Consider the following 18,835-nt stretch of genomic DNA (forward strand, 5'->3'; position numbering starts at 1 on the left):
GACATGGACGCGGTGAGCGGGCGGCTCCCCAAGGTCGGGCAACCGCCCGAGAACCGCCGCGAGTTCTTCGTGAAGCTGCTCTGGATCGGCATGTGGCTGATCTTCATGGGCGCGCCGGTCTCCGACCTGCTCGACCACCACCACGCCGCCACCGGCACCGTCCTCGGCTGGACCGGCCTGATCCTGTTCACCCTCACCTACGTGACCCTGGTCTTCCGGCACACCAACTGGCCGGTGATCGGCGCGATCGTGCCCGGCGCCCTGACCGCCCTGACGGCCGGCGCCGTGACCCTCTCCCTCACCCTGGGCGCACCCTGGCTCGTCCTCTTCGTCTACGTGGCCGTGGCCTGCGGGGCCGTGCTCCCGATCCGCGTCTCCCGCATCGCGATCCTCGTGACCACCGGCCTCATGGTCGCCATCGCCGCATACCTGGACGACGGGCCCGAACTCGGCCTGGTCGTGCCCGCGCTGCTCGGCGGCTTCTCCATGACCGGCGTGCGCCAGCTCGTGCGGACCACGAGGGAGCTGCGCGAGGCCCGCGCGCGGGTCGCCCAGCTCGCGGCCAACGAGGAGCGGCTGCGGCTCGCCCGGGACCTGCACGACCTGCTCGGCCACTCCCTGTCCCTCATCACGCTCAAGAGCGAACTGGCCGGCCGGATGCTGCCCGACCACCCCGACAAGGCGGCCGACCAGGTCGCCGACATCGAGAAGGTCAGCCGGCAGGCCCTCGTCGACGTCCGCGAGGCCGTCACCGGCTACCGGCGCCCCCGGCTCGCCGCCGAACTCGCGGGCGCCCAGGCCGCGCTGACCGCCGCCGGCATCGCCGCCGAGGTCCCCTCCACCGGCCCCGACCTGCCCGAGACCCAGGAGTCGGTGCTCGCCTGGACCCTGCGCGAGGCCGTCACCAACGTCGTACGGCACAGCGGCGCCCGGCGCTGTCTCGTCCACCTCGTGCGGCGCGAGACCCTCGCCGGGCCGGTCGTCGAGCTGACGGTCGAGGACGACGGCGCCGGACCCTCCGGCGCCCCGCCCGGCAACGGCCTCACCGGCCTCACCGAACGCGTCGGGGCCGTCGGCGGCACCCTCGACACCGGCCCGGCGGCTGGGCGCGGCTTCCTGCTGGTGGCCCGGGTCCCCGCGGCCTCCGTAGGATCCGCCGCATGATCATGCGGAACGACACGACGATCAGGGTGCTGCTCGCCGAGGACCAGTCGATGGTGCGCGAGGCCCTCGCGGCGCTCCTCGGCCTGGAGCCGGACATCGAGGTCGTCGTGCAGGTCGCCCGCGGCGACGAGGTCCTCGCGGCGGCCCGCGCGCACACCGTGGACGTGGCGCTGCTCGACATCGAGATGCCCGGCTGCACCGGCATCGAGGCGGCCGCGCAACTCCACGCCGCCCTCCCGGACGTGAAGCTGATCGTCCTGACGACCTTCGGCCGCCCCGGCTACCTGCGCAGTGCGATGGAGGCGGGCGCCGACGCGTTCCTCGTCAAGGACGCCCCCGCCGCCCAGCTCGCCGAGGCCGTCCGCACGGTCCTGCGCGGCGAACGCGTCATCGACCCGGTCCTGGCCGCCGCCGCCCTCGCCGAAGGCGCCAACCCCCTGACGGACCGCGAACGCGAGGTCCTCCGCGAGGCCGCCGACGGCCGCACCAACGCGGAACTCGCCCAAGCCCTGAACCTCTCCCAGGGCACGATCCGCAACTACCTCTCCACCACCATCCAAAAACTGGCAGTCCGCAACAGGGCGGAGGCGGTAAGGGTGGCGAGGGAGAAGGGCTGGCTGTGAGCCACGCCCCGCCAGGGGCGCGGGGAACTGCGCGATCGGCCACGGCGGTGAGAAGGCCGGCGATGCACCTCGGCCCCTACGGCGGTGCTGCGGCCGGAACGAGACGCGCACCCGGCGGCAAGCCGCCCCCGCACGGCTCAGTTCATCATCGCGCGGGCCGCCCGGGCCTGGCCCCGTACCAGTTCCGCCGCCGCGTCGTCGACCGCCCCGAGGACCTCCGCGTAGGCGTCCAGTTCGACGGCGCCGGACACGAACTCTCCGCGCCGGACCAGCAGTTGGGCCCGCTCGTAGCGCAGCCGCGCCGGATGCGAGGGGAGCAGCAGGGACAGTTCCACCGCCCACAGGGACACGTCGGAGTGCTCGGGGCGCGCCGCCGCCCACGCCCGCACGTTGTTGAGGATCCGCAGCACGATCTCCACCGGATCGGCGGGCCGCAGCATCGACCCCTCCAGCGGCGCCCCGGTCGCCCCGACGACGAGCAGCTCCGCGTCCGCCCCGCTCAGTACCCGCCCCGCCGCGAACGGATCCGCCAGCACCTGTTCCTCCGGCGTCCCGAACCCGACCACGAAATGCCCCGGCAGCGCCACCCCGTACACCGGCGCCCCGGCCCGCCGCGCCACCTCCAGCCACACCACCGACAGCAGGATCGGCAGCCCGCGCCGCCGCCGCATCACCGCGTGCAGCAGCGAGGAGTCCAGCCGCTGGTAGTCGCCGGGCACACCGTGGAAGCCGAGCCGGGCCCCCAGCAGCTCGCCCAGCGCCAGGGCCCAGGACCGCGGCCCGCCCGGCCGGAACGGCAACTGCCCGGCCAGCTCGTCCAGTTCGATCTGCACGGCGTCCATCCCGGCCTCGTCGAGCCCGGGATCCGCCTCCGCGGCGACCAGCAGGCACAGCAGCGCCAGATCGGGTCGTTCGGCCCGCGCCTCCTCGGCGAACCTGCGGCGCACCTCGCTGGTCATCGCCCGTCCGCCTCCGGCGCCCGGTAGTGGTGGTAGGCGTGATGCGTGCCGAAGCCCAGCCCGTCGTACAGCGCCCGCGCCCCCGCGTTCTCCGCCTCGACCTGAAGCCACGCCGCCGACGCGCCCTCGTCGAGCGCCTGCCGGGCCAGCGCCGCCATCACCAGCGTTCCGAGACCCTCACGGCGCCGCTCCGGGGCCACCTCGACCGCCGCGAACCCGGCCCACCGCCCGTCGACCACGCACCGCCCGATCGCCGCCGGCACCCCGCCCTCGCCGGGCACCGTCGCGAACCACACGGAGGGCCCGGCGCCGAGCACTTTCAGCGCGACCTCGCTCGTGCCCTTGCGCTGGTACCGGGCCAGCCACGCCTCGTGCGGCGCGCGCGTGAGCGTCACCCGGTCCCCGAGACCGGCCGCGTCCACCGCGTCCCCGATCGGTGCCAGCGAGGCGATCCGCAGCTCCGCGCTGACCTCCCGCACCCAGCCCCGCGCCTCCAGTTCCGCGCAGAGCGACTCCTGTGTGCCGCGCGCCCCGGTTGCCGTCTGGGCGTAGGCGGGCAGGCCGCGGGACGCGTACCAATTCCGTACGTGGGCGAGGGCCTCGTCGAGAGGGAGGCCGGGGTCGCCCAACGGCAGCACAGAGTTCGCGCGTCGGGTGAAGCCCTCGGCGGCGCGCAGCTCCCAGTCGCCGAGGCGCTCGCTCTCCAGCGGCTGCCAGGCGCGCGAGGCGACCCGGGCGAGCTCCGGATACGTGGCGGCGGGGCCGCGGCGGCGGGCGGGTTCGGCGGGCACGACCTTGCCCGCGACCAGCGTCGACTCCTCGATGCGCACGCTCTCACCACCCCGTCGTGTGATGTGCAGCACACCGTCGTCCCACGATGTGAGAACCCCGACGGTGTCGGTGAACTTCCGACCCGCGGGACCGTCCTCCGTCACCCGTCGTACAGACACGCGTTTTCCCACGTCAGACAGGTTCAAGCGAACCTCGAGCCGTCCGCCCGCAGTGAATTCCACAGCTCGGTCCACCCCTCCTGTTCGGATCATGCCCAGGAACGGAGATACTAGAGGCGGGCATCGACGACGCCGCGCTCCCGCGCGCCAGGCGGCGGAGCCTGTGGAGGCCCGCCAGCGCCCTATCGAGGAGGAACGACAGCGTGACCTACGTCATCGCGCAGCCTTGTGTCGACGTCAAGGACAAGGCGTGCATCGAGGAGTGCCCGGTCGACTGCATCTACGAGGGCTCCCGGTCCTTGTACATCCACCCGGACGAATGCGTCGACTGTGGTGCCTGTGAGCCGGTCTGCCCGGTCGAGGCGATCTTCTACGAGGACGACACTCCTGAGGAGTGGAAGGACTACTACAAGGCGAACGTCGAGTTCTTCGACGAGCTCGGTTCGCCCGGTGGTGCCTCGAAGATGGGCCTGATCGAGAAGGACCACCCGTTCATCGCCGCACTGCCGCCGCAGAACGGCTGACGTCGGTCAGCGGTACGCATGCGCACGGCCCCGGTCCCGTACGGCTTCGTCAGCCGTACGGGACCGGGCTGTTTTCCGAACCCGGTACTCACCGGTACTGAGTCCGTTCCGAGAGAGAAGTGAGCCGCCCGGTGTCCGCAGTCTCCGACCGCCTCCCCACCTTCCCCTGGGACAAGCTGGAGCCGTACAAGAAGACGGCCGCGGCGCACCCCGGCGGCATCGTCGACCTCTCCGTGGGCACGCCCGTGGACCCGGTGCCGGAGCTGATCCAGAAGGCGCTGGCCGGAGCCTCCGACTCGCCCGGCTACCCGACGGTCTGGGGCACGCCCGAGCTGCGTGACGCGCTGGTCTCCTGGTGCGAGCGCCGCCTCGGCGCCCGCGACTTCACGCACCGCAACGTCCTGCCGGTCGTCGGCTCCAAGGAGCTCGTGGCCTGGCTCCCGACGCAGCTGGGCCTCGGCCCGGGCGACAAGGTCGCCTACCCGCGCCTGGCCTACCCGACGTACGAGGTCGGCGCCCGCCTGGCCCGTGCCGACTACGTGGCGTACGACGACCCGACCGAGCTCGACCCCGAGGGCGTCAAGCTCCTCTGGCTCAACTCCCCGTCGAACCCGACCGGTCGCGTCCTGTCCAAGGACGAGCTCACCCGGATCGTGGCCTGGGCCCGCGAGCACGGCATCCTCGTCTTCTCCGACGAGTGCTACATCGAGCTGGGCTGGGAGGCCGACCCCGTCTCGGTCCTGCACCCGGACGTCAACGGCGGCTCCTACGAGGGCCTGGTCACCGTCCACTCGCTGTCCAAGCGGTCCAACCTCGCGGGGTACCGGGCGGCGTTCCTCGCCGGTGACGCGGCGGTCCTCGGCGAGCTCCTCGAGATCCGCAAGCACGGCGGCATGATGACCTCCGCGCCGACCCAGGCCGCCGTCGTGGCCGCCCTCGGCGACGACCAGCACGTCCAGGAGCAGCGCGCCCGCTACGCGGCCCGCCGCGACCGGCTGCGCGCCGCCCTGGAGGCCCACGGTTTCCGCATCGAGCACAGCGAGGCCAGCCTCTACCTGTGGGCGACCCGCGGTGAGTCCTGCTGGGACACGGTCGCGCACCTCGCCGAGCTCGGCATCCTCGTGGCGCCCGGCGACTTCTACGGCGCGGCCGGGGAGCAGTTCGTGCGGGTGGCGCTGACTGCCACCGACGAGCGCGTCGCGGCGGCCGTCTCCCGCCTGGCCTGACCCCTTCGTTCCCACAGGAACGGTCGTACGGGAACGGGGTGTGGGGAGCCGCCACAGGCGAGCTCCCCACACCCGGTCACCGGTCTGGCCCCGTAAGGGCCGGGCCTCAGCCGATCGGCAGACCGCCGGTCGGCAGCTGGCCGGTCGGCAGTCCGCCCTTGGTCACGGCGTCGGTCGGCAGACCGCCCTTGGTCGCCGAGCCGGCCGTGTCGCCGACGACGTCACCGGCGCTGCCCGCGAGGTCGCCCGCCGCCTTCTGCGCCGCCGGGGTGGCGGTCTTCGCGCTCTTGCCGACCGTCTTGCCCGCGGCGGGGACGGTCTTCTTCACGGCCTTGCCACCGGTGCTGCCCGCGACGCCCGTGGCGTTCTGCGCGGCGCCGTCCACCGTCTCACCCAGGTGCGCGCCGTCCAGCGCGGTCACGCCGCCCAGGTCGGTCGTGGCCGGGAGGGGCGCGGCGCTCGCGGCACCGGCCGCACCGACCACGGGCGCCGCTCCCGCCGCCACGAGCAGGGCGGCACGGGCGATCCGACGGGTCAGGGGGAGGGACATGATGCTCCTTCTACGGGAGAGGACTCTGGCCGTCCGGCCCGCCCTGCGGCGTGCTCGGACGCCGTGACAACCGCCCCAGGGCCCAGGAAGGTTGCGGGTCGGCGACATAAAGGGTTGGCAATGCGTCGCATTATCGGCTGGGGATGAAATCGGGCATTAGCCGCTTGTCGTGTCCCGGCGAAAACCCTGTGCAGAACCCTTACGCCCCTTGCCCGCCCGGCCCTCCGACGCGCCTCCGCCACCCGATCGAGATGTTTCGCCCGACCGTTCGCCCCGAACCCCCGGCACCCCTCCACCGGGTGACCCTTCGCACGACTGCCCGACGGCGATCAGGGGCGCCTCGATGGCCGGGGCCCCGGGTCTTACTGCCCGGTGACGATCCGGACCTCGCCCGCACGGGGCGTCGAACCGGCCGGAGCGGAGCCCTGGGCCTTCTCCTTCTCCTTCGCCGCCCGGCGCCACGCGCCGCCGTTCTTGCCCGCGGCCCACTCGCGCCCCGCGTAGGAGACCCGCTCGATGCGCAGGGCCGAGGAGTTGGCCACGGCCCACTGCGCCAGCTCCCAGCCGCGCTGCCGGTCGCCGCCCTCCGCCGCGTCCAGCACCGTCGCCACCGGCACCCGTACCGACCGTCCCTCGCGGTCCGCGACCGGCGCCAGGTCCTTGCCGAAGTCCCGCACCAGCGCGGCCTTCACGCGCGCGGGGTCGCCGGAGCGCACCGCCTCGGCGCCGCCCGGCCGGCCCTCACAGGTCAGCGAGGCCGCGGCCCGGCCGGTCAGCGCGGCGGACAGGAGCGTCGCGTCCGGCTCGTGCTTGGCGTACGCCTGCGGATAGCCACTGCGCTGCACCCGCTGCGCGGCCACCGTCAGGGGCAGCCGCGAGTACCCGGGGATCTTCGCGAGATGCTCGTAGAACCGGTCCGCCGCGTACCCCGGGTCCATGATCTGGGCGGCCGTGCCCCAGCCCTCCGAGGGCCGCTGCTGGAACAGGCCCAGGGAGTCCCGGTCGCCGTAGTCGATGTTCCGCAGCCCGGACTCCTGCAGGGACGTCGCCAGCGCGATCGTGACGGCCCGCTCCGGCATCCCGCGCGAGGTGCCGACGGCCGAGATCGTCGCCGCGTTCACCGCCTGCTCCGCCGTGAACTCGTAGCTCGCCCCGTCCCCGTTCGCCGACACCACCACGCACTTCGGCGTGGTCCGGCCGCCGGTCGCGTACTGCACCGCCACGTACGTCGCCACCGCGAGCAGCACGACGGCGGCGGCGCCCAGCCGCAGGAGGCGGGCGCGCCGGAAGGGAACACGGGGCTCAGGCACGCGTCCAAGGTACTGGAGCCCTCCGACAGCCCCACGGGAGCCTGCCGTGCGGGCCCGCGGGAGCCTGCCCTCAGAGCCTCCGGGATAGGCTCGGCGGCATGGACCGCACCGCGCTCGACCTCACCCAGGACGCCGCCCGCCTCACCGCCCAGCTGGTCGACTTCCCCTCGCCCAGCGGCAGCGAGAAAGAGCTCGCCGACGCCGTCGAGGCCGCCCTGCGCGCCCTGCCGCACCTCCAGGTCGACCGGTACGGGAACAACGTGGTGGCCCGTACGAACCTCGGCCGCGCCGAGCGCGTGATCCTCGCCGGCCACATCGACACGGTCCCGATCGCGGACAACGTGCCGTCCCGTCTCGACCCGGACGGCACCCTGTGGGGCTGCGGCACCAGCGACATGAAGTCCGGCGTCGCGGTCCAGCTGCGCATCGCGCAGACGGTCAGGGAGCCCAACCGCGACCTCACGTTCGTCTTCTACGACAACGAAGAGGTGGCCGCACACCTCAACGGACTCGGGCATGTGGCCGACGCCCACCCCGACTGGCTCGCAGGTGACTTCGCGATCCTCCTGGAGGGCACCGAGGGCCTCGTCGAGGGCGGCTGCCAGGGCACCCTGCGCGTCATCCTCAAGGTGAAGGGCGAGCGCGCCCACTCCGCGCGCGCGTGGATGGGAAAGAACGCGATCCACGCCGCCGCGCCCGTCCTGGAGAAGCTGGCCGCCTACGAGCCGCGCAAGCCGGTCGTGGACGGCCTGGAGTTCCACGAGGGCCTCAACGCGGTCCGCATCGAGGGCTACGTCGCCACGAACGTGATCCCCGACGCGTGCGCCGTCACGGTCAACTTCCGCTACGCGCCGGACCGCTCGATGGAGGAGGCCGAGCAGTTCGTCCGTGACTTCTTCGCCGACTGCCCCATCGAGGAGTTCGTCGTCGACGACCACACGGGCGGCGCCCGGCCCGGCCTCACCCACCCCGCCGCGGCCGCGTTCCTGGCCGCCGTCGGAGGCGAGCCGCGCCCCAAGTTCGGCTGGACCGACGTCTCCCGCTTCAGCGCCCTCGGCGTCCCCGCGGTCAACTTCGGACCGGGCAACCCGATCTACGCCCACAAGATCGACGAGCGCGTCGACACGGCCCTCATCCTGGAGGCCGAGAAGGTGCTCGCGTCCTGGCTGACCGCTCCCTGACACGGACCCGACGCCTCGCTGAACGGACCTCGCCCCGATACGGCGTGGCCCCGCCCCTGTAACCCGCGTAGACCTACCCTTGCTCTACGTAAGGGCGTGTCCACCACGCAGGAAGGGAGCAGGCGATGAGCAACCCGGAGGGCAAGCGGCGTCCCAAGGAGCAGCTGACAGGGCCTGTGGTCCGCAGGCGCGACCAGGTGCAGCCAGGGACGAGCGACCAGCGTCTGCTCGACACGGAGGGCCCCTCGGGCTGGGTGCACACCGACCCCTGGCGGGTCCTGCGCATTCAGTCCGAGTTCATCGAAGGGTTCGGCACCCTGGCCGAACTGCCGCCCGCGATCAGCGTCTTCGGTTCCGCGCGCACCCCCGAGGACTCGCCGGAGTACGCGTCGGGCGTGGCCATCGGCCGGGCCCTGGTCGAGGCCGGCTTCGCCGTCATCACGGGCGGTGGCCCGGGCGCCATGCAGGCGGCCAACCAGGGCGCCGTGGAGGCCAAGGGCATCTCGGTCGGCCTCGGCATCGAGCTGCCCTTCGAGCAGGGCCTCAACCAGTACGTCGATCTGGGCCTGAACTTCCGCTACTTCTTCGTCCGCAAGACGATGTTCGTCAAGTACGCGCAGGGCTTCGTGGTGCTGCCGGGCGGCCTCGGCACCCTGGACGAGCTCTTCGAGGCGCTCACCCTCGTGCAGACCACGAAGGTGACGCGCTTCCCGATCGTCCTGTTCGGCACGCAGTACTGGAGCGGGCTGGTCGACTGGCTGAAGAACACGGTGATCGCCCAGGGCAAGGCCGGCGAGGCCGACCTGCTCCTGTTCCACGTCACGGACGACGTGGAGGAGGCGATCACCCTGGTCACCAAGGAGACCGGGAAGTAGTCCGCCGCGTTGAGGGTCAGGCCAGTCCCCGGCGGGCGACCGCCGGGGGCCGGTGCCCCGCGATGGACGCCACCATGTCGAGCACCTGCCGGGTCTCCGCGACCTCGTGCACACGGTAGACCTGAGCCCCCAGCCACGCCGACACCGCCGTCGTCGCCAGCGTCCCGATCACCCGCTCCTTGACCGGCCGGTCCAGGGTCTCGCCCACGAAGTCCTTGTTGGACAGCGAGACGAGCACCGGCCAGCCCGTCTCCACCATCTCCGGGAGCCGCCGCGTCGCCTCCAGCGAGTGCCGGGTGTTCTTCCCGAAGTCGTGCCCCGGATCGATCAGCACCGACTCGCGCGGCACGCCCAGCGCGACGGCCCGCTCGGCGAGCCCCACCGTCACGTCCAGGATGTCCGCCATCACGTCCTCGTAGCCGACCCGGTGCGGCCGCGTGCGCGGCTCCGCGCCGCCCGCGTGCGTGCACACGATCCCGACCTGGTGGCGCGCGGCCACCTCGGCCAGCTTCGGATCGACACCGCCCCACGCGTCGTTGAGCAGATCGGCACCCGCCGCGCAGACGGCCTCGCCGACCTCGTGCCGCCAGGTGTCGACGCTGATGATCACGTCCGGGAAGCGCCGCCGCACCTCGGCCACGAAGCCGACGGTCCGCCGCGCCTCCTCGTCGGCGTCGACCTCCTCGCCGGGGCCCGCCTTCACCCCGCCGATGTCCACGATCTCGGCGCCCTCGGCGATCGCCTGCTCGACCCGGGCGAGCGCCGGCTCGTCCCGGAACGTGGCGCCCTGGTCGTAGAAGGAGTCGGGGGTCCGGTTCACGATCGCCATGATCACCGGCTCGTCGGCGGCGAACTCGCGCCTGCCCAGCCTGAGCATCCCTGTGACTCTCCTCTGGATCCCACTTGATCGGTCGCCTGCGACCTTAACTGTCAGTGCGGCATGGCACGATCGGACCCTGACGGTTTCGGGCCGGATCCACACCGGCCCGACCGAGCCACCGGTCGAGCCAGGGGACCCCACGGATGCTCATGTTCTTGTTTCTGGTCGTCGCGCTGGTCGTGGTCGTCGGCGCGGTGACCCTCGCCGTCCTCGGCGGGGGCGACGGCGGCACGCTGCGCGACGCGCCGTCCCAGTTCTACGCGGACCCGCTGCCGCAGGACCGTCCGGTGGCCCGCGCGGACGTCGAGGCGCTGCGCCTCCCGACGGCGGTGCGCGGCTACCGCATGGCGGAGGTCGACGACGCGCTGAACAGACTGGGCGCGGAGCTCGCCGAGCGCGACGCCCGCATCACCGAGCTGGAGTCGGCCCTCGCCACCGCCCACACGCGGCCGGGCCCGCAGGACGGGCACCCCGGCCACGGCGGCTTCGCGCCGCCCGGCGGATTCGGCACCGAGCCGGGGGAGGACCCGCGATGAGCACGCCCGTCACCGGCGCCGTCGCCGGACCCGACGGCAAGCTGCGCTGCCCCTGGGCCGTGGCCTCCGAGGACTACATGGCGTACCACGACGAGGAGTGGGGCCGTGAGGTGCGCGGCGACGACGCGTTCTTCGAGCGGCTCACCCTGGAGGCCTTCCAGTCCGGCCTGTCCTGGATCACGATCCTGCGCCGCCGCGAGGGCTTCCGCGCCGCGTTCGCCGGCTTCAAGATCGCGGAGGTCGCCCGGTTCACGGACACCGACCGCGAGCGCCTGCTGGCCGACGCGGGGATCATCCGCAATCGCGCCAAGATCGACGCGACGCTGGCCAACGCGCGCGTGCTCGCGGAATGGGAAGCCGGCGAGCTGGAGCGCCTCATCTGGTCGCACGCCCCCACCGGCCGGAAGAGGAAGGGACCCCGCTCCCTGAGCGAGGTCCCGGCGATCACCGACGAGTCGAAGGCCCTGGCCAAGGACCTGAAGAAGCGCGGCGTGCGCTTCGTCGGCCCCACCACGGCCTACGCGCTGATGCAGGCGTGCGGCCTGGTCGACGACCACCTCGCCGACTGCTGGGTCCGCACGACCGCACCGCGCGCCTGAGCCCGGGCAGGGTCAGCGCCCGACGTACTTCGCCTTCTCCTTGGCGACGAACGCCTGGACACCGATGACGTGGTCCTCGGAGGCGCCGGCCCGCGCCTGCAGCTCGTCCTCCTTCTCCAGCGTCTCGTCGAGCGAGTGCCCCGCGCCGAACGCGAGGGACTCCTTCAGCGCGGCGTACGCGACCGTCGGCCCGCCGGCGAGCTTGCGGGCCACCTTGAGCGCCTCCTCGGCGAGCTCGGCGCCCGGCACGATCCGGTTCGCGATCCCCAGCTCGTACGCCTCCTGCGCCTTGAGGCTGCGCGGGAAGAGCAGCAGGTCGGCGGCGCGACCGGCCCCGATCAGCCGCGGCAGCGTCCACGAGATGCCAGAGTCGGCGGTCAGCCCGACACCGGCGAACGCCGTCGTGAACGACGCCGTGTCCGCGACGATCCGGTAGTCCGCACACAGCGCGAAACCGAAACCGGCACCCGCCGCCACACCGTTCACCGCCGCCACGACCGGCTTGGGCATCTGCGTCAGCGCCCGCACGATCGGGTTGTAGTGCTCGCGCACCGTGCTCATGGTGCGGCCCTCGCCGCTCTCCCGGTCCGCCGCGAGCGACGCGAGGTGCTCCTTGAGGTCCTGCCCCGTGCAGAACGCCCGGTCCCCGGACGCCGTCAGCAGCACCGCCCGCACCTCCGGGTCGGCCGCGGCCGCCTGCGCCGCGTCGCGGAGGGCGACCTTGGCCTCGGTGTTCATCGCGTTCATCGCCTCGGGGCGATTGATCGTGATCGTCGCGAGTCCGTCGCTCACCTCGTACAGCACGGTGTCCGCCATGGGACCCCTCCTCTGCGCCTATGCGATCGCTTAGTCTCCGTGCTCAGCATGACGGAGATCACGACGCTTGGAGCACCCCCGGTGTGTGACCTGCGTCAAACAAATCTGTCCCCCGGAGGCCGTGGAAGGCGCGAAGTATCGCAGTCACATCGCCGAATTGGGTGGTTTTGGTCAAGTGCGTTGCGCAAGCGATGCCGACTGATGTTGGTCATCGGGTGTCGCCATGCGGGATAATGGCCTGGAAGCAATGTGTTCGATGCCGGTGACGTGTGCCCGTTCAGAGGGCCGTCGGCTGACGATGAGCTGGTTTCAGGAAGGGGAACGAGCATGGCGGCCATGAAGCCGCGAACGGGTGACGGCCCGCTCGAGGTGACCAAGGAGGGGCGGGGCATCGTCATGCGCGTTCCGCTCGAAGGCGGCGGTCGACTCGTAGTGGAGCTGACGCCCGACGAGGCGGATGCCCTCGGCGATGCCCTGAAGAAGGTCGTCGGCTGACGCGGAAGCGACCATACCTTTTCGACTGCCCCGGCACACATTCGGTGCCGGGGCAGTCGTGTATCCACCTGCAGCTGCACGACTGAGGCCCAGGTCAGCGCGGTTTTAAGGCGCACGGAGTGTGCCTTCGGGGGCGCGGGGCCGTACCCGATCAGCGGCTCCGCCGCAGGGCGCGGGGCTGTATCTATCAGCGGCTCCGCCGCGGGGCGCGACCAACCACGACGACACCCACACCCGCGAACCGGCAAGACCGCCACGGCGATGAGGCGAAACCCCGCCGGCCCCGCCAGGGTCAGCGCTTCACGGCGCAGAGCAACCCGTCCCCGACCGGCAGCAACGAGGACACCAGCTCGGAGGACTCCCGAACCGCGCGGAGCAACTCCCGCACGCGCACCACTTCGACCGGCTGCGGCCCCGAGTCCACGGTCCGCCCGTCGGAGAAGACCCCCTCGAAGCAGACGAGCCCCCCGGGCCGCAGCAGGCGCAACGATTCAGCGAGGTACTCCAGACTCTCCATCCGGTCCCCGTCGCAGAAGACGAGGTCGTACCCGCTGTCGGCGAGCCGCGGCAGCACGTCGAGCGCCCGCCCGGGGATGAACCGGGCCCGGTTGCTGGCGAAGCCGGCCGCCCGGAACGCCTGCCGGGCGAACTGCTGCCGCTCCGGCTCCGGATCCACCGTCGTGAGTACGCCGTCCGGCCGCATCCCGTGCAACAGATGGATTCCGGACACGCCCGTGCCCGTACCGATCTCGGCGACGGCCTTGGCCTCCACCGTGGCGGCGAGCATCCGCAGCGCCGCGCCCGCGCCCGGGGACACCGACCGCAGTCCCGCCTCGCGGGCGCGGTCGCGGGCCCAGCGGGTCGCGTCGTCCTCGGCGACAAAGGCGTCGGCGAACGCCCAGCTCGTCTGCCGGTTGCCGGTAATGGCCCTCTCCTGTCCCCGTGGTTGCCTGCGCGTGACTTTATCCGTTGGTGGCGGGAACTCGCAGATGGGACCGGGCGTTTGGAAGGGCAGGGGGAAAGAGTGGGGAGAAGCGGGGGACAGCGCGTGGTCACAGCGACACATCCGGAGGCCGGATCGGCCCCCGCGGACCGAGTGGCAAATCTGAGTAAAAACGCTTATCCGGAGCTAACGGGCGAGGTGGCTATGGTAGGGGCTCCACTGGACACCACCAGAGCCGACAGGGGAGGTGCGGCTGCGCCTGTGGATCGGGGAGGAGTGCTTCGGCGCTTTCTCAGGTCGTCAGGTGAGCCGAAATCCGTGACCGACACCGCTGACCGAATCCGCACCGTCGACTCCGCGCAGCAGACCGCGACCTTTGCCGCTGATGCGGAATCCAAGGCGTGGACTCCGCCCACCTGGGAGGAGATCGTCAGCACGCACAGCGGCCGGGTCTACCGGCTCGCTTACCGCCTGACCGGCAATCAGCACGACGCCGAGGATCTCACTCAGGAGGTCTTCGTCCGCGTCTTCCGCTCGCTGTCGACGTACACGCCGGGCACCTTCGAGGGCTGGCTCCACCGCATCACGACGAACCTGTTCCTGGACATGGTCCGCCGCAAGCAGCGCATCCGCTTCGACTCCCTCGGGGACGACGCCGCCGAGCGCCTGCCCAGCCGCGACCCGTCGCCGCAGCAGGTCTTCAACGACGCGCACTTCGACGCCGACGTGCAGCAGGCCCTCGACACGCTCGCGCCCGAGTTCCGCGCCGCCGTCGTCCTGTGCGACATCGAGGGGCTCTCCTACGAGGAGATCGCCGCGACCCTGGGCGTGAAGCTCGGCACGGTCCGCAGCCGGATCCACCGCGGCCGCTCGCAGCTGCGCAAGGCGCTCAAGCACCGTTCACCGGAGGCCCGCGCGGAGCGTCGTTCGCTCGCCGGCACGGGTGTCCCCGTCCTCGGTGGAGGGGGCGCGCCCGCGTGAGTGGATCACGTCTCAATCCTGCCGAGCGCCGGCAGACCGCGGCCGACGAGCATCTCGGGGACCGGCTGGCCGCCCTGGTCGACGGCGAGCTGAACCACGATGCCCGTGAGCGCGTCCTCGCGCACCTGGCCACCTGTCCGCGGTGCAAGACCGAGGCCGACGCCCAGCGCCGCCTCAAGAGCGTCTTCGCGCAGACCGCACCGCCGCCGCCCTCCGAAAGTTTCCTCGCCCGCCTCCAGGGGTTGCCCGGGGGTGCTGACGGCGACACCGGAAGCACCCCCTTCGGCGGCGGAGGCTTCGGCGCGGGCCGGCCCCTCGGCGCGGTCCGGGGATTCGGCCAGGGAGTCTTCGACGTAGACGCCGAGGCGTTCGCGTACGCGCCGTCCGGCGCGCACGCCGCCGTGTTCCCCAGCGAGCAGCGCGGCTTCCGCATCCACGAGGTCGGGCGGCCCGACGCGGACCGGGCCTCGCGCGGACGCCGGTTCGCCTTCGCCGCCGCCGGTGCGGTGTCGCTCGCCGCGCTCGCCCTCGGCGGGGTGTCGGCCGGCACCCCGGCCGACACCGCGGACACCCGTGGTGGCTCCGGCAGCAATGTCACCCCGCTGCGCAGCCAGACCACGGGGGCGACCCCGTCCTCCGAGGCCCAGCGGCGGCGCTCCACGTCACCGCTGTCCTCCGGGCAGGGCGGCGGAGCACTCGCCGCACCGGTCTCGCCGATCGAGGCGGGGGCGCCGCTGCTCCCCGGCGGCGGCCACGGCACCGCGGTGGTCCCGTACGCGACGTCGCCGCTGCTGTCCGGCTCGCCCCGCACGACGCCCCTCATACGCCCCGCCGCACCCGTCCCCGTGCTCTCCGTGGCCCTGCCCACGCACACACCGACCCACGGGCCGTCCGAGGTGCGGGAGGCGACGACGGGGACCCCGGCCGAACTGGCCGCGCTCCCCGCGTCGATGGGCCCGCGGTTGTCCCGCCCGTCCGCGACCCGCTGACAGCCCCCTGCGCCGGGGCCGCCGAACCTGGTTGAATCCACGGGAGCCCGCGGTGTGGTGCCGGGGGCCCGGTGTGGGGAGAACAGCGAGACATGGACGAGGGCAAGCCCACGAAGGCCAAGTGGTGGAGCCGCCCCCGACCGAGCACGGGGGACGCGGCGACCACGGACGACGGCGACTGGCACCTCCCGGCCCCGGCGAGCACCTCCGGTGACCCCGTCGCGGAGTCGCCGGAGCCTGGTACCGCCGGTCAGGGCGTGCCTGCCGATGAGTGGCCCCCGCCGCTTGCCGCCGCACCTGCCCCGGCCGAGCCCGTCACTGGGTCGCCGGTCACCGAGCCGCCCACCTCCGGTGAGCCTGTCGCGGAGTCGCCGGAGCCTGGTACCGCCGGTCAGGGTGGGCCTGCCGATGAGTGGCCCCCGCCGGTTGCCGCCGCACCTGCTCCGGCCGAGCCCGTCGCAGGGCCGCCGGTCACTGAGTCAGTCGCCCCCGGGTCGTCCACCTCCGGTGAGCCTGTCGCGGAGTCGCCCGCGCCCGGTACCGCCGCTCAGGGTGGGCCTGCCGATGAGTGGCCCCCGCCGGTTGCCGCCGCACCTGCCCCGGCCGAGCCCGTCACTGGGTCGCCGGTCACCGAGCCGCCCACCTCCGGCGAGCCCGTCACGGAGTCGCCCGAGCCCAGTGCCGCCGCACCTGCCGCGGCCGAGCCCGTCACCGGGTCGCCCGCCTCCGGTGAGCCTTCCACCGCCGCACCTGCCTCCCACGTCGGCTCCAGCGAGCCCGTGGCCGAGTCGCCGGCTCCCGGCACCGGCAGCCAGGGCGCGCCCGCCGGTGAGTGGCCCCCGCCCGTCGCACCCGTAGCCGCGTCCGCGGAGCACCCTGTCGCCGAGGCGGCCGTTGGGGGATCCGACGGACACGGCGCACCGGCCGAGGAGTGGGCTCCGCCCGTTGCCGAGGCTGCCGCCTCCGGCGCTGAGCCTGTCCTGCCCGGTGCCGGATCCGCGGCTCGCGCCGAGTCGCCGGTCGCCGCCGACGGGGCCGCGCCCCGGCCGCTGCACGATCCGGACCCGTACAGCACGCCGCCCTACGGGGAGCCCGGGCCCTGGGCGCTCGCGCCGCCCGTTCAGCACCCGATGGCCACTCCGGCCCACGGAACCCCGAGCGACGCCGCCCACCCGCACCCGGCCCAGAGCCAGCAGCCGCACCCGCAGGCGGGCCAGCCCCAGCCGCACTCCGCCCAGAACCAGCAGCCCCCGCACCCGACCCAGCCTCAGCAGCCCCACCCACACTCCGCCCAGAACCAGCAGCCGCAGCCCGTCCCGGCCCCCGTTCAGGCGCAGGTGCAGGCCGCCGTTCCCGTTCTGGCGGCGGGTCCCTGGCAGCAGCATGAGCCCTGGGGTGGGTCCGCGGTGGCCGTCGCGGACGAGGAGAGGCGCCGGAAGCGGAAGGGGCGGCGCGTGCTGGTGATCGGGGCCGCGGTGATCGCACTGGTGGCGGGCGGGATCGGCGGCGCCGTCGGCTCGTACCTGGAGCGCACCGGCGGGACCGACATCGAGCTGCCGCAGGCGGGCCCCGAGTCGGCGCACCGGGACCCCGGCAGCGTCGCGGGCATCGCGGCCACCGCGCTGCCCGGCGTCGTCACGATCCACACCAAGGGCGACACCGAGCAGGGCACCGGCACCGGGTTCGTCCTCGACCAGCAGGGCCACATCCTGACGAACAACCACGTGGTCCAACCGGCGGGCCCCGCCGGTGAGATATCAGTCACATTCGCCGGAGGCGAGTCCGCCGATGCCGAGGTCGTCGGCCACGACAGCGGCTACGACCTGGCCGTCATCAGGGTGAAGGGCGTCAGCGGCCTCAAGCCCCTGCGCCTCGGCAACTCGGAGAACGTTCAGGTGGGCGACCCCGTCGTCGCCATCGGCGCCCCCTTCGACCTGGCCAACACGGTCACCTCCGGGATCATCAGCGCCAAGGAGCGCCCGATCACCGCCGGCGGCGACGGCTCCGACGTCAGCTACGTCGACGCCCTGCAGACCGACGCCCCGATAAACCCCGGCAACTCGGGCGGCCCGCTGGTCGACTCGCGGGCCCGCGTCATCGGCATCAACAGCGCCATCCGCGGCGCCGACGGCGGCTCCGAGCAGGAGGGCGCCCAGGCGGGCTCGATCGGCCTGGGCTTCGCGATCCCGATCAACCAGGCCAAGCGCGTGGCCGAGGAGCTGATCAACACCGGCAAGGCCACCCACCCCGTGATCGGCGTCACCCTCGACATGGACTACGACGGCGACGGCGCCCGCGTCGGCACGAAGGGCAACGGCGGCGGCCCGGCGGTCACCACCGGCGGCCCCGGCGCCAAGGCGGGCATCGAGCCGGGCGACGTGATCACCGAGGTGGACGGTACCCGCGTGCACTCCGGCGAGGAGCTGATCGTCAAGGTCCGCTCGCACCGCCCGAAGGACAAACTGGACCTGACGGTCGAACGGGACGGGAAGCCGCGCAAGGTGACGCTCGTCCTCGGCTCCGCCGACGGCGACTGACCCACGATCGGGCGCTCCCGGTGATCCTGCTCGTCGCCCGGTGGCTACCGGACGGACAGGGTCGCCGGGTACCGTGGACCCGGTCCGTGCCGGACCCAGCCGAAGACCTGCTGCTGAAGACGACCGCGGGCCGAGGACACGCTAGGAGTGCAAGGTGTTCAACGACATTGGCCTACCGGAGGTCATGGCGCTGGTCGTGCTGGCCGTGTTGGTCTTCGGCCCCGACAAACTGCCGCAGGTCATCCAGGACGTCGCGCGCACGATACGCAAGATCCGCGAGTTCTCGGACAGTGCGAAGCAGGACATCCGTGAGGAACTGGGCCCCGAGTTCAAGGACTTCGAGTTCGAGGACCTGAACCCCAAGACGTTCATCCGCAAGCAGCTGGACAGCGACGACATGGGCCTCAAGGAGATCCGCAACGGCTTCGACCTGAAGAAGGAGATGGCCGAGGTCTCCGAGGCGGTCTCCACCGTGGCCGAAGTGGACGAGGTGGGCACCGCGTCCGGCTCCGCCGGCACCTCCGCCGGCACCTCCGGCGGCCGCGTCGACATGCAGAAGCGGCCCGAGACCGAGCGCCCCCAGGGCGCCGGTGATCCGCCCCCGTTCGACTCCGACGCGACCTGAACCACCCCGCCTGCAACCGGGCCCGAGGGACCCGGTGTGGCATCCTGCCTTGTTGTTGCGCGGACCGGACGT

General features: G+C 72.8%; 20 protein-coding genes. 13 read left to right on the forward strand and 7 right to left on the reverse strand.

Annotation, left to right across the window (positions count from 1 at the left end):
- The first annotated feature begins 3 nt into the window (after positions 1 to 3).
- Positions 4 to 1,164, forward strand: coding sequence for a histidine kinase (locus tag ACIBTU_RS21610; RefSeq protein WP_399128065.1), 1,161 nt, complete (start codon positions 4 to 6; stop codon positions 1,162 to 1,164).
- 2 nt (positions 1,165 to 1,166) lie between these two features.
- Positions 1,167 to 1,787, forward strand: coding sequence for a response regulator (locus ACIBTU_RS21615; RefSeq protein ID WP_399128066.1), 621 nt, complete (start codon positions 1,167 to 1,169; stop codon positions 1,785 to 1,787).
- A gap of 137 nt (positions 1,788 to 1,924) precedes the next feature.
- On the opposite strand, the gene ACIBTU_RS21620 is transcribed toward ACIBTU_RS21615, so the two are convergent.
- Together ACIBTU_RS21620 and ACIBTU_RS21625 are read right to left on the reverse strand one after the other, a co-directional pair.
- The gene (locus tag ACIBTU_RS21620; protein ID WP_399127927.1) at positions 1,925 to 2,746 is read right to left on the reverse strand and encodes a tetratricopeptide repeat protein; all 822 of its coding nucleotides are present in this window, start codon (positions 2,744 to 2,746) and stop codon (positions 1,925 to 1,927) included.
- The gene (locus ACIBTU_RS21625) at positions 2,743 to 3,759 is read right to left on the reverse strand and encodes a GNAT family N-acetyltransferase (RefSeq protein ID WP_399127928.1); all 1,017 of its coding nucleotides are present in this window, start codon (positions 3,757 to 3,759) and stop codon (positions 2,743 to 2,745) included. The genes ACIBTU_RS21620 and ACIBTU_RS21625 overlap by 4 nt, the downstream gene beginning before the upstream one ends.
- A gap of 140 nt (positions 3,760 to 3,899) precedes the next feature.
- On the opposite strand from ACIBTU_RS21625, the gene fdxA reads away from it, so the two are divergent.
- Positions 3,900 to 4,220, forward strand: a complete 321-nt coding sequence (gene fdxA, locus ACIBTU_RS21630; RefSeq protein WP_161301852.1) for a ferredoxin — start codon at positions 3,900 to 3,902, stop codon at positions 4,218 to 4,220.
- 131 nt (positions 4,221 to 4,351) lie between these two features.
- Positions 4,352 to 5,446: a bifunctional succinyldiaminopimelate transaminase/glutamate-prephenate aminotransferase gene (locus ACIBTU_RS21635; protein ID WP_399127929.1), complete on the forward strand. Its 1,095-nt coding sequence runs from the start codon at positions 4,352 to 4,354 to the stop codon at positions 5,444 to 5,446.
- Between the two features lie 106 nt (positions 5,447 to 5,552).
- Here ACIBTU_RS21635 and ACIBTU_RS21640 read toward each other — a convergent pair whose 3' ends face one another.
- Together ACIBTU_RS21640 and ACIBTU_RS21645 are read right to left on the reverse strand one after the other, a co-directional pair.
- Entirely contained in the window at positions 5,553 to 5,996 is a 444-nt protein-coding gene (locus ACIBTU_RS21640; protein ID WP_399127930.1) for an ATP-binding protein, read from the reverse strand.
- Between the two features lie 362 nt (positions 5,997 to 6,358).
- The gene (locus ACIBTU_RS21645; RefSeq protein WP_399127931.1) at positions 6,359 to 7,306 is read right to left on the reverse strand and encodes a heavy metal transporter; all 948 of its coding nucleotides are present in this window, start codon (positions 7,304 to 7,306) and stop codon (positions 6,359 to 6,361) included.
- 98 nt (positions 7,307 to 7,404) lie between these two features.
- Here ACIBTU_RS21645 and dapE point away from each other — a divergent pair, with 98 nt between their 5' ends.
- The gene (gene dapE / locus ACIBTU_RS21650) at positions 7,405 to 8,487 is read left to right on the forward strand and encodes a succinyl-diaminopimelate desuccinylase (RefSeq protein ID WP_399127932.1); all 1,083 of its coding nucleotides are present in this window, start codon (positions 7,405 to 7,407) and stop codon (positions 8,485 to 8,487) included.
- A 125-nt stretch (positions 8,488 to 8,612) separates the two neighbouring features.
- Positions 8,613 to 9,362 (forward strand): TIGR00730 family Rossman fold protein, encoded by a 750-nt coding sequence (locus ACIBTU_RS21655; RefSeq protein ID WP_188337027.1) that lies wholly within the window; start codon positions 8,613 to 8,615, stop codon positions 9,360 to 9,362.
- A gap of 16 nt (positions 9,363 to 9,378) precedes the next feature.
- Here ACIBTU_RS21655 and folP read toward each other — a convergent pair whose 3' ends face one another.
- Positions 9,379 to 10,239 (reverse strand): dihydropteroate synthase, encoded by an 861-nt coding sequence (folP, locus tag ACIBTU_RS21660; RefSeq protein WP_399127933.1) that lies wholly within the window; start codon positions 10,237 to 10,239, stop codon positions 9,379 to 9,381.
- A gap of 146 nt (positions 10,240 to 10,385) precedes the next feature.
- On the opposite strand from folP, the gene ACIBTU_RS21665 reads away from it, so the two are divergent.
- Both ACIBTU_RS21665 and ACIBTU_RS21670 read left to right on the forward strand, forming a co-directional pair.
- Positions 10,386 to 10,778, forward strand: a complete 393-nt coding sequence (locus ACIBTU_RS21665) for a DivIVA domain-containing protein (protein ID WP_399127934.1) — start codon at positions 10,386 to 10,388, stop codon at positions 10,776 to 10,778.
- Positions 10,775 to 11,377: a DNA-3-methyladenine glycosylase I gene (locus ACIBTU_RS21670; RefSeq protein ID WP_399127935.1), complete on the forward strand. Its 603-nt coding sequence runs from the start codon at positions 10,775 to 10,777 to the stop codon at positions 11,375 to 11,377. Before ACIBTU_RS21665 ends, ACIBTU_RS21670 begins: the two co-directional genes overlap by 4 nt.
- Before the next feature lie 12 nt (positions 11,378 to 11,389).
- On the opposite strand, the gene ACIBTU_RS21675 is transcribed toward ACIBTU_RS21670, so the two are convergent.
- Positions 11,390 to 12,193, reverse strand: a complete 804-nt coding sequence (locus ACIBTU_RS21675; protein ID WP_399127936.1) for an enoyl-CoA hydratase/isomerase family protein — start codon at positions 12,191 to 12,193, stop codon at positions 11,390 to 11,392.
- A gap of 327 nt (positions 12,194 to 12,520) precedes the next feature.
- On the opposite strand from ACIBTU_RS21675, the gene ACIBTU_RS21680 reads away from it, so the two are divergent.
- The gene (locus ACIBTU_RS21680; RefSeq protein ID WP_003966491.1) at positions 12,521 to 12,688 is read left to right on the forward strand and encodes a DUF3117 domain-containing protein; all 168 of its coding nucleotides are present in this window, start codon (positions 12,521 to 12,523) and stop codon (positions 12,686 to 12,688) included.
- A gap of 292 nt (positions 12,689 to 12,980) precedes the next feature.
- Here the strand turns inward: ACIBTU_RS21680 and ACIBTU_RS21685 are convergent, their stop codons facing one another.
- Positions 12,981 to 13,754: an O-methyltransferase gene (locus ACIBTU_RS21685; protein ID WP_399127937.1), complete on the reverse strand. Its 774-nt coding sequence runs from the start codon at positions 13,752 to 13,754 to the stop codon at positions 12,981 to 12,983.
- Positions 13,755 to 13,835: 81 nt separating this feature from the next.
- Here ACIBTU_RS21685 and sigE point away from each other — a divergent pair, with 81 nt between their 5' ends.
- From sigE to ACIBTU_RS21705, 4 genes are all read left to right on the forward strand, one after another.
- Positions 13,836 to 14,612 carry an RNA polymerase sigma factor SigE gene (sigE, locus tag ACIBTU_RS21690; RefSeq protein WP_399127938.1) on the forward strand — a complete coding sequence of 259 codons (777 nt, stop codon included), beginning with the start codon at positions 13,836 to 13,838 and terminating at the stop codon, positions 14,610 to 14,612.
- Positions 14,609 to 15,601 (forward strand): zf-HC2 domain-containing protein, encoded by a 993-nt coding sequence (locus ACIBTU_RS21695; protein ID WP_399127940.1) that lies wholly within the window; start codon positions 14,609 to 14,611, stop codon positions 15,599 to 15,601. The genes sigE and ACIBTU_RS21695 overlap by 4 nt, the downstream gene beginning before the upstream one ends.
- 779 nt (positions 15,602 to 16,380) lie before the next feature.
- The gene (locus tag ACIBTU_RS21700) at positions 16,381 to 18,138 is read left to right on the forward strand and encodes a trypsin-like peptidase domain-containing protein (protein WP_399127941.1); all 1,758 of its coding nucleotides are present in this window, start codon (positions 16,381 to 16,383) and stop codon (positions 18,136 to 18,138) included.
- A gap of 154 nt (positions 18,139 to 18,292) precedes the next feature.
- Positions 18,293 to 18,763 carry a sec-independent translocase gene (locus tag ACIBTU_RS21705; RefSeq protein WP_399127942.1) on the forward strand — a complete coding sequence of 157 codons (471 nt, stop codon included), beginning with the start codon at positions 18,293 to 18,295 and terminating at the stop codon, positions 18,761 to 18,763.
- Positions 18,764 to 18,835: the final 72 nt, after the last annotated feature.

Origin of the sequence: Streptomyces sp. NPDC050145, assembly GCF_044460245.1 — a bacterium.
GTDB lineage: Bacteria > Actinomycetota > Actinomycetes > Streptomycetales > Streptomycetaceae > Streptomyces.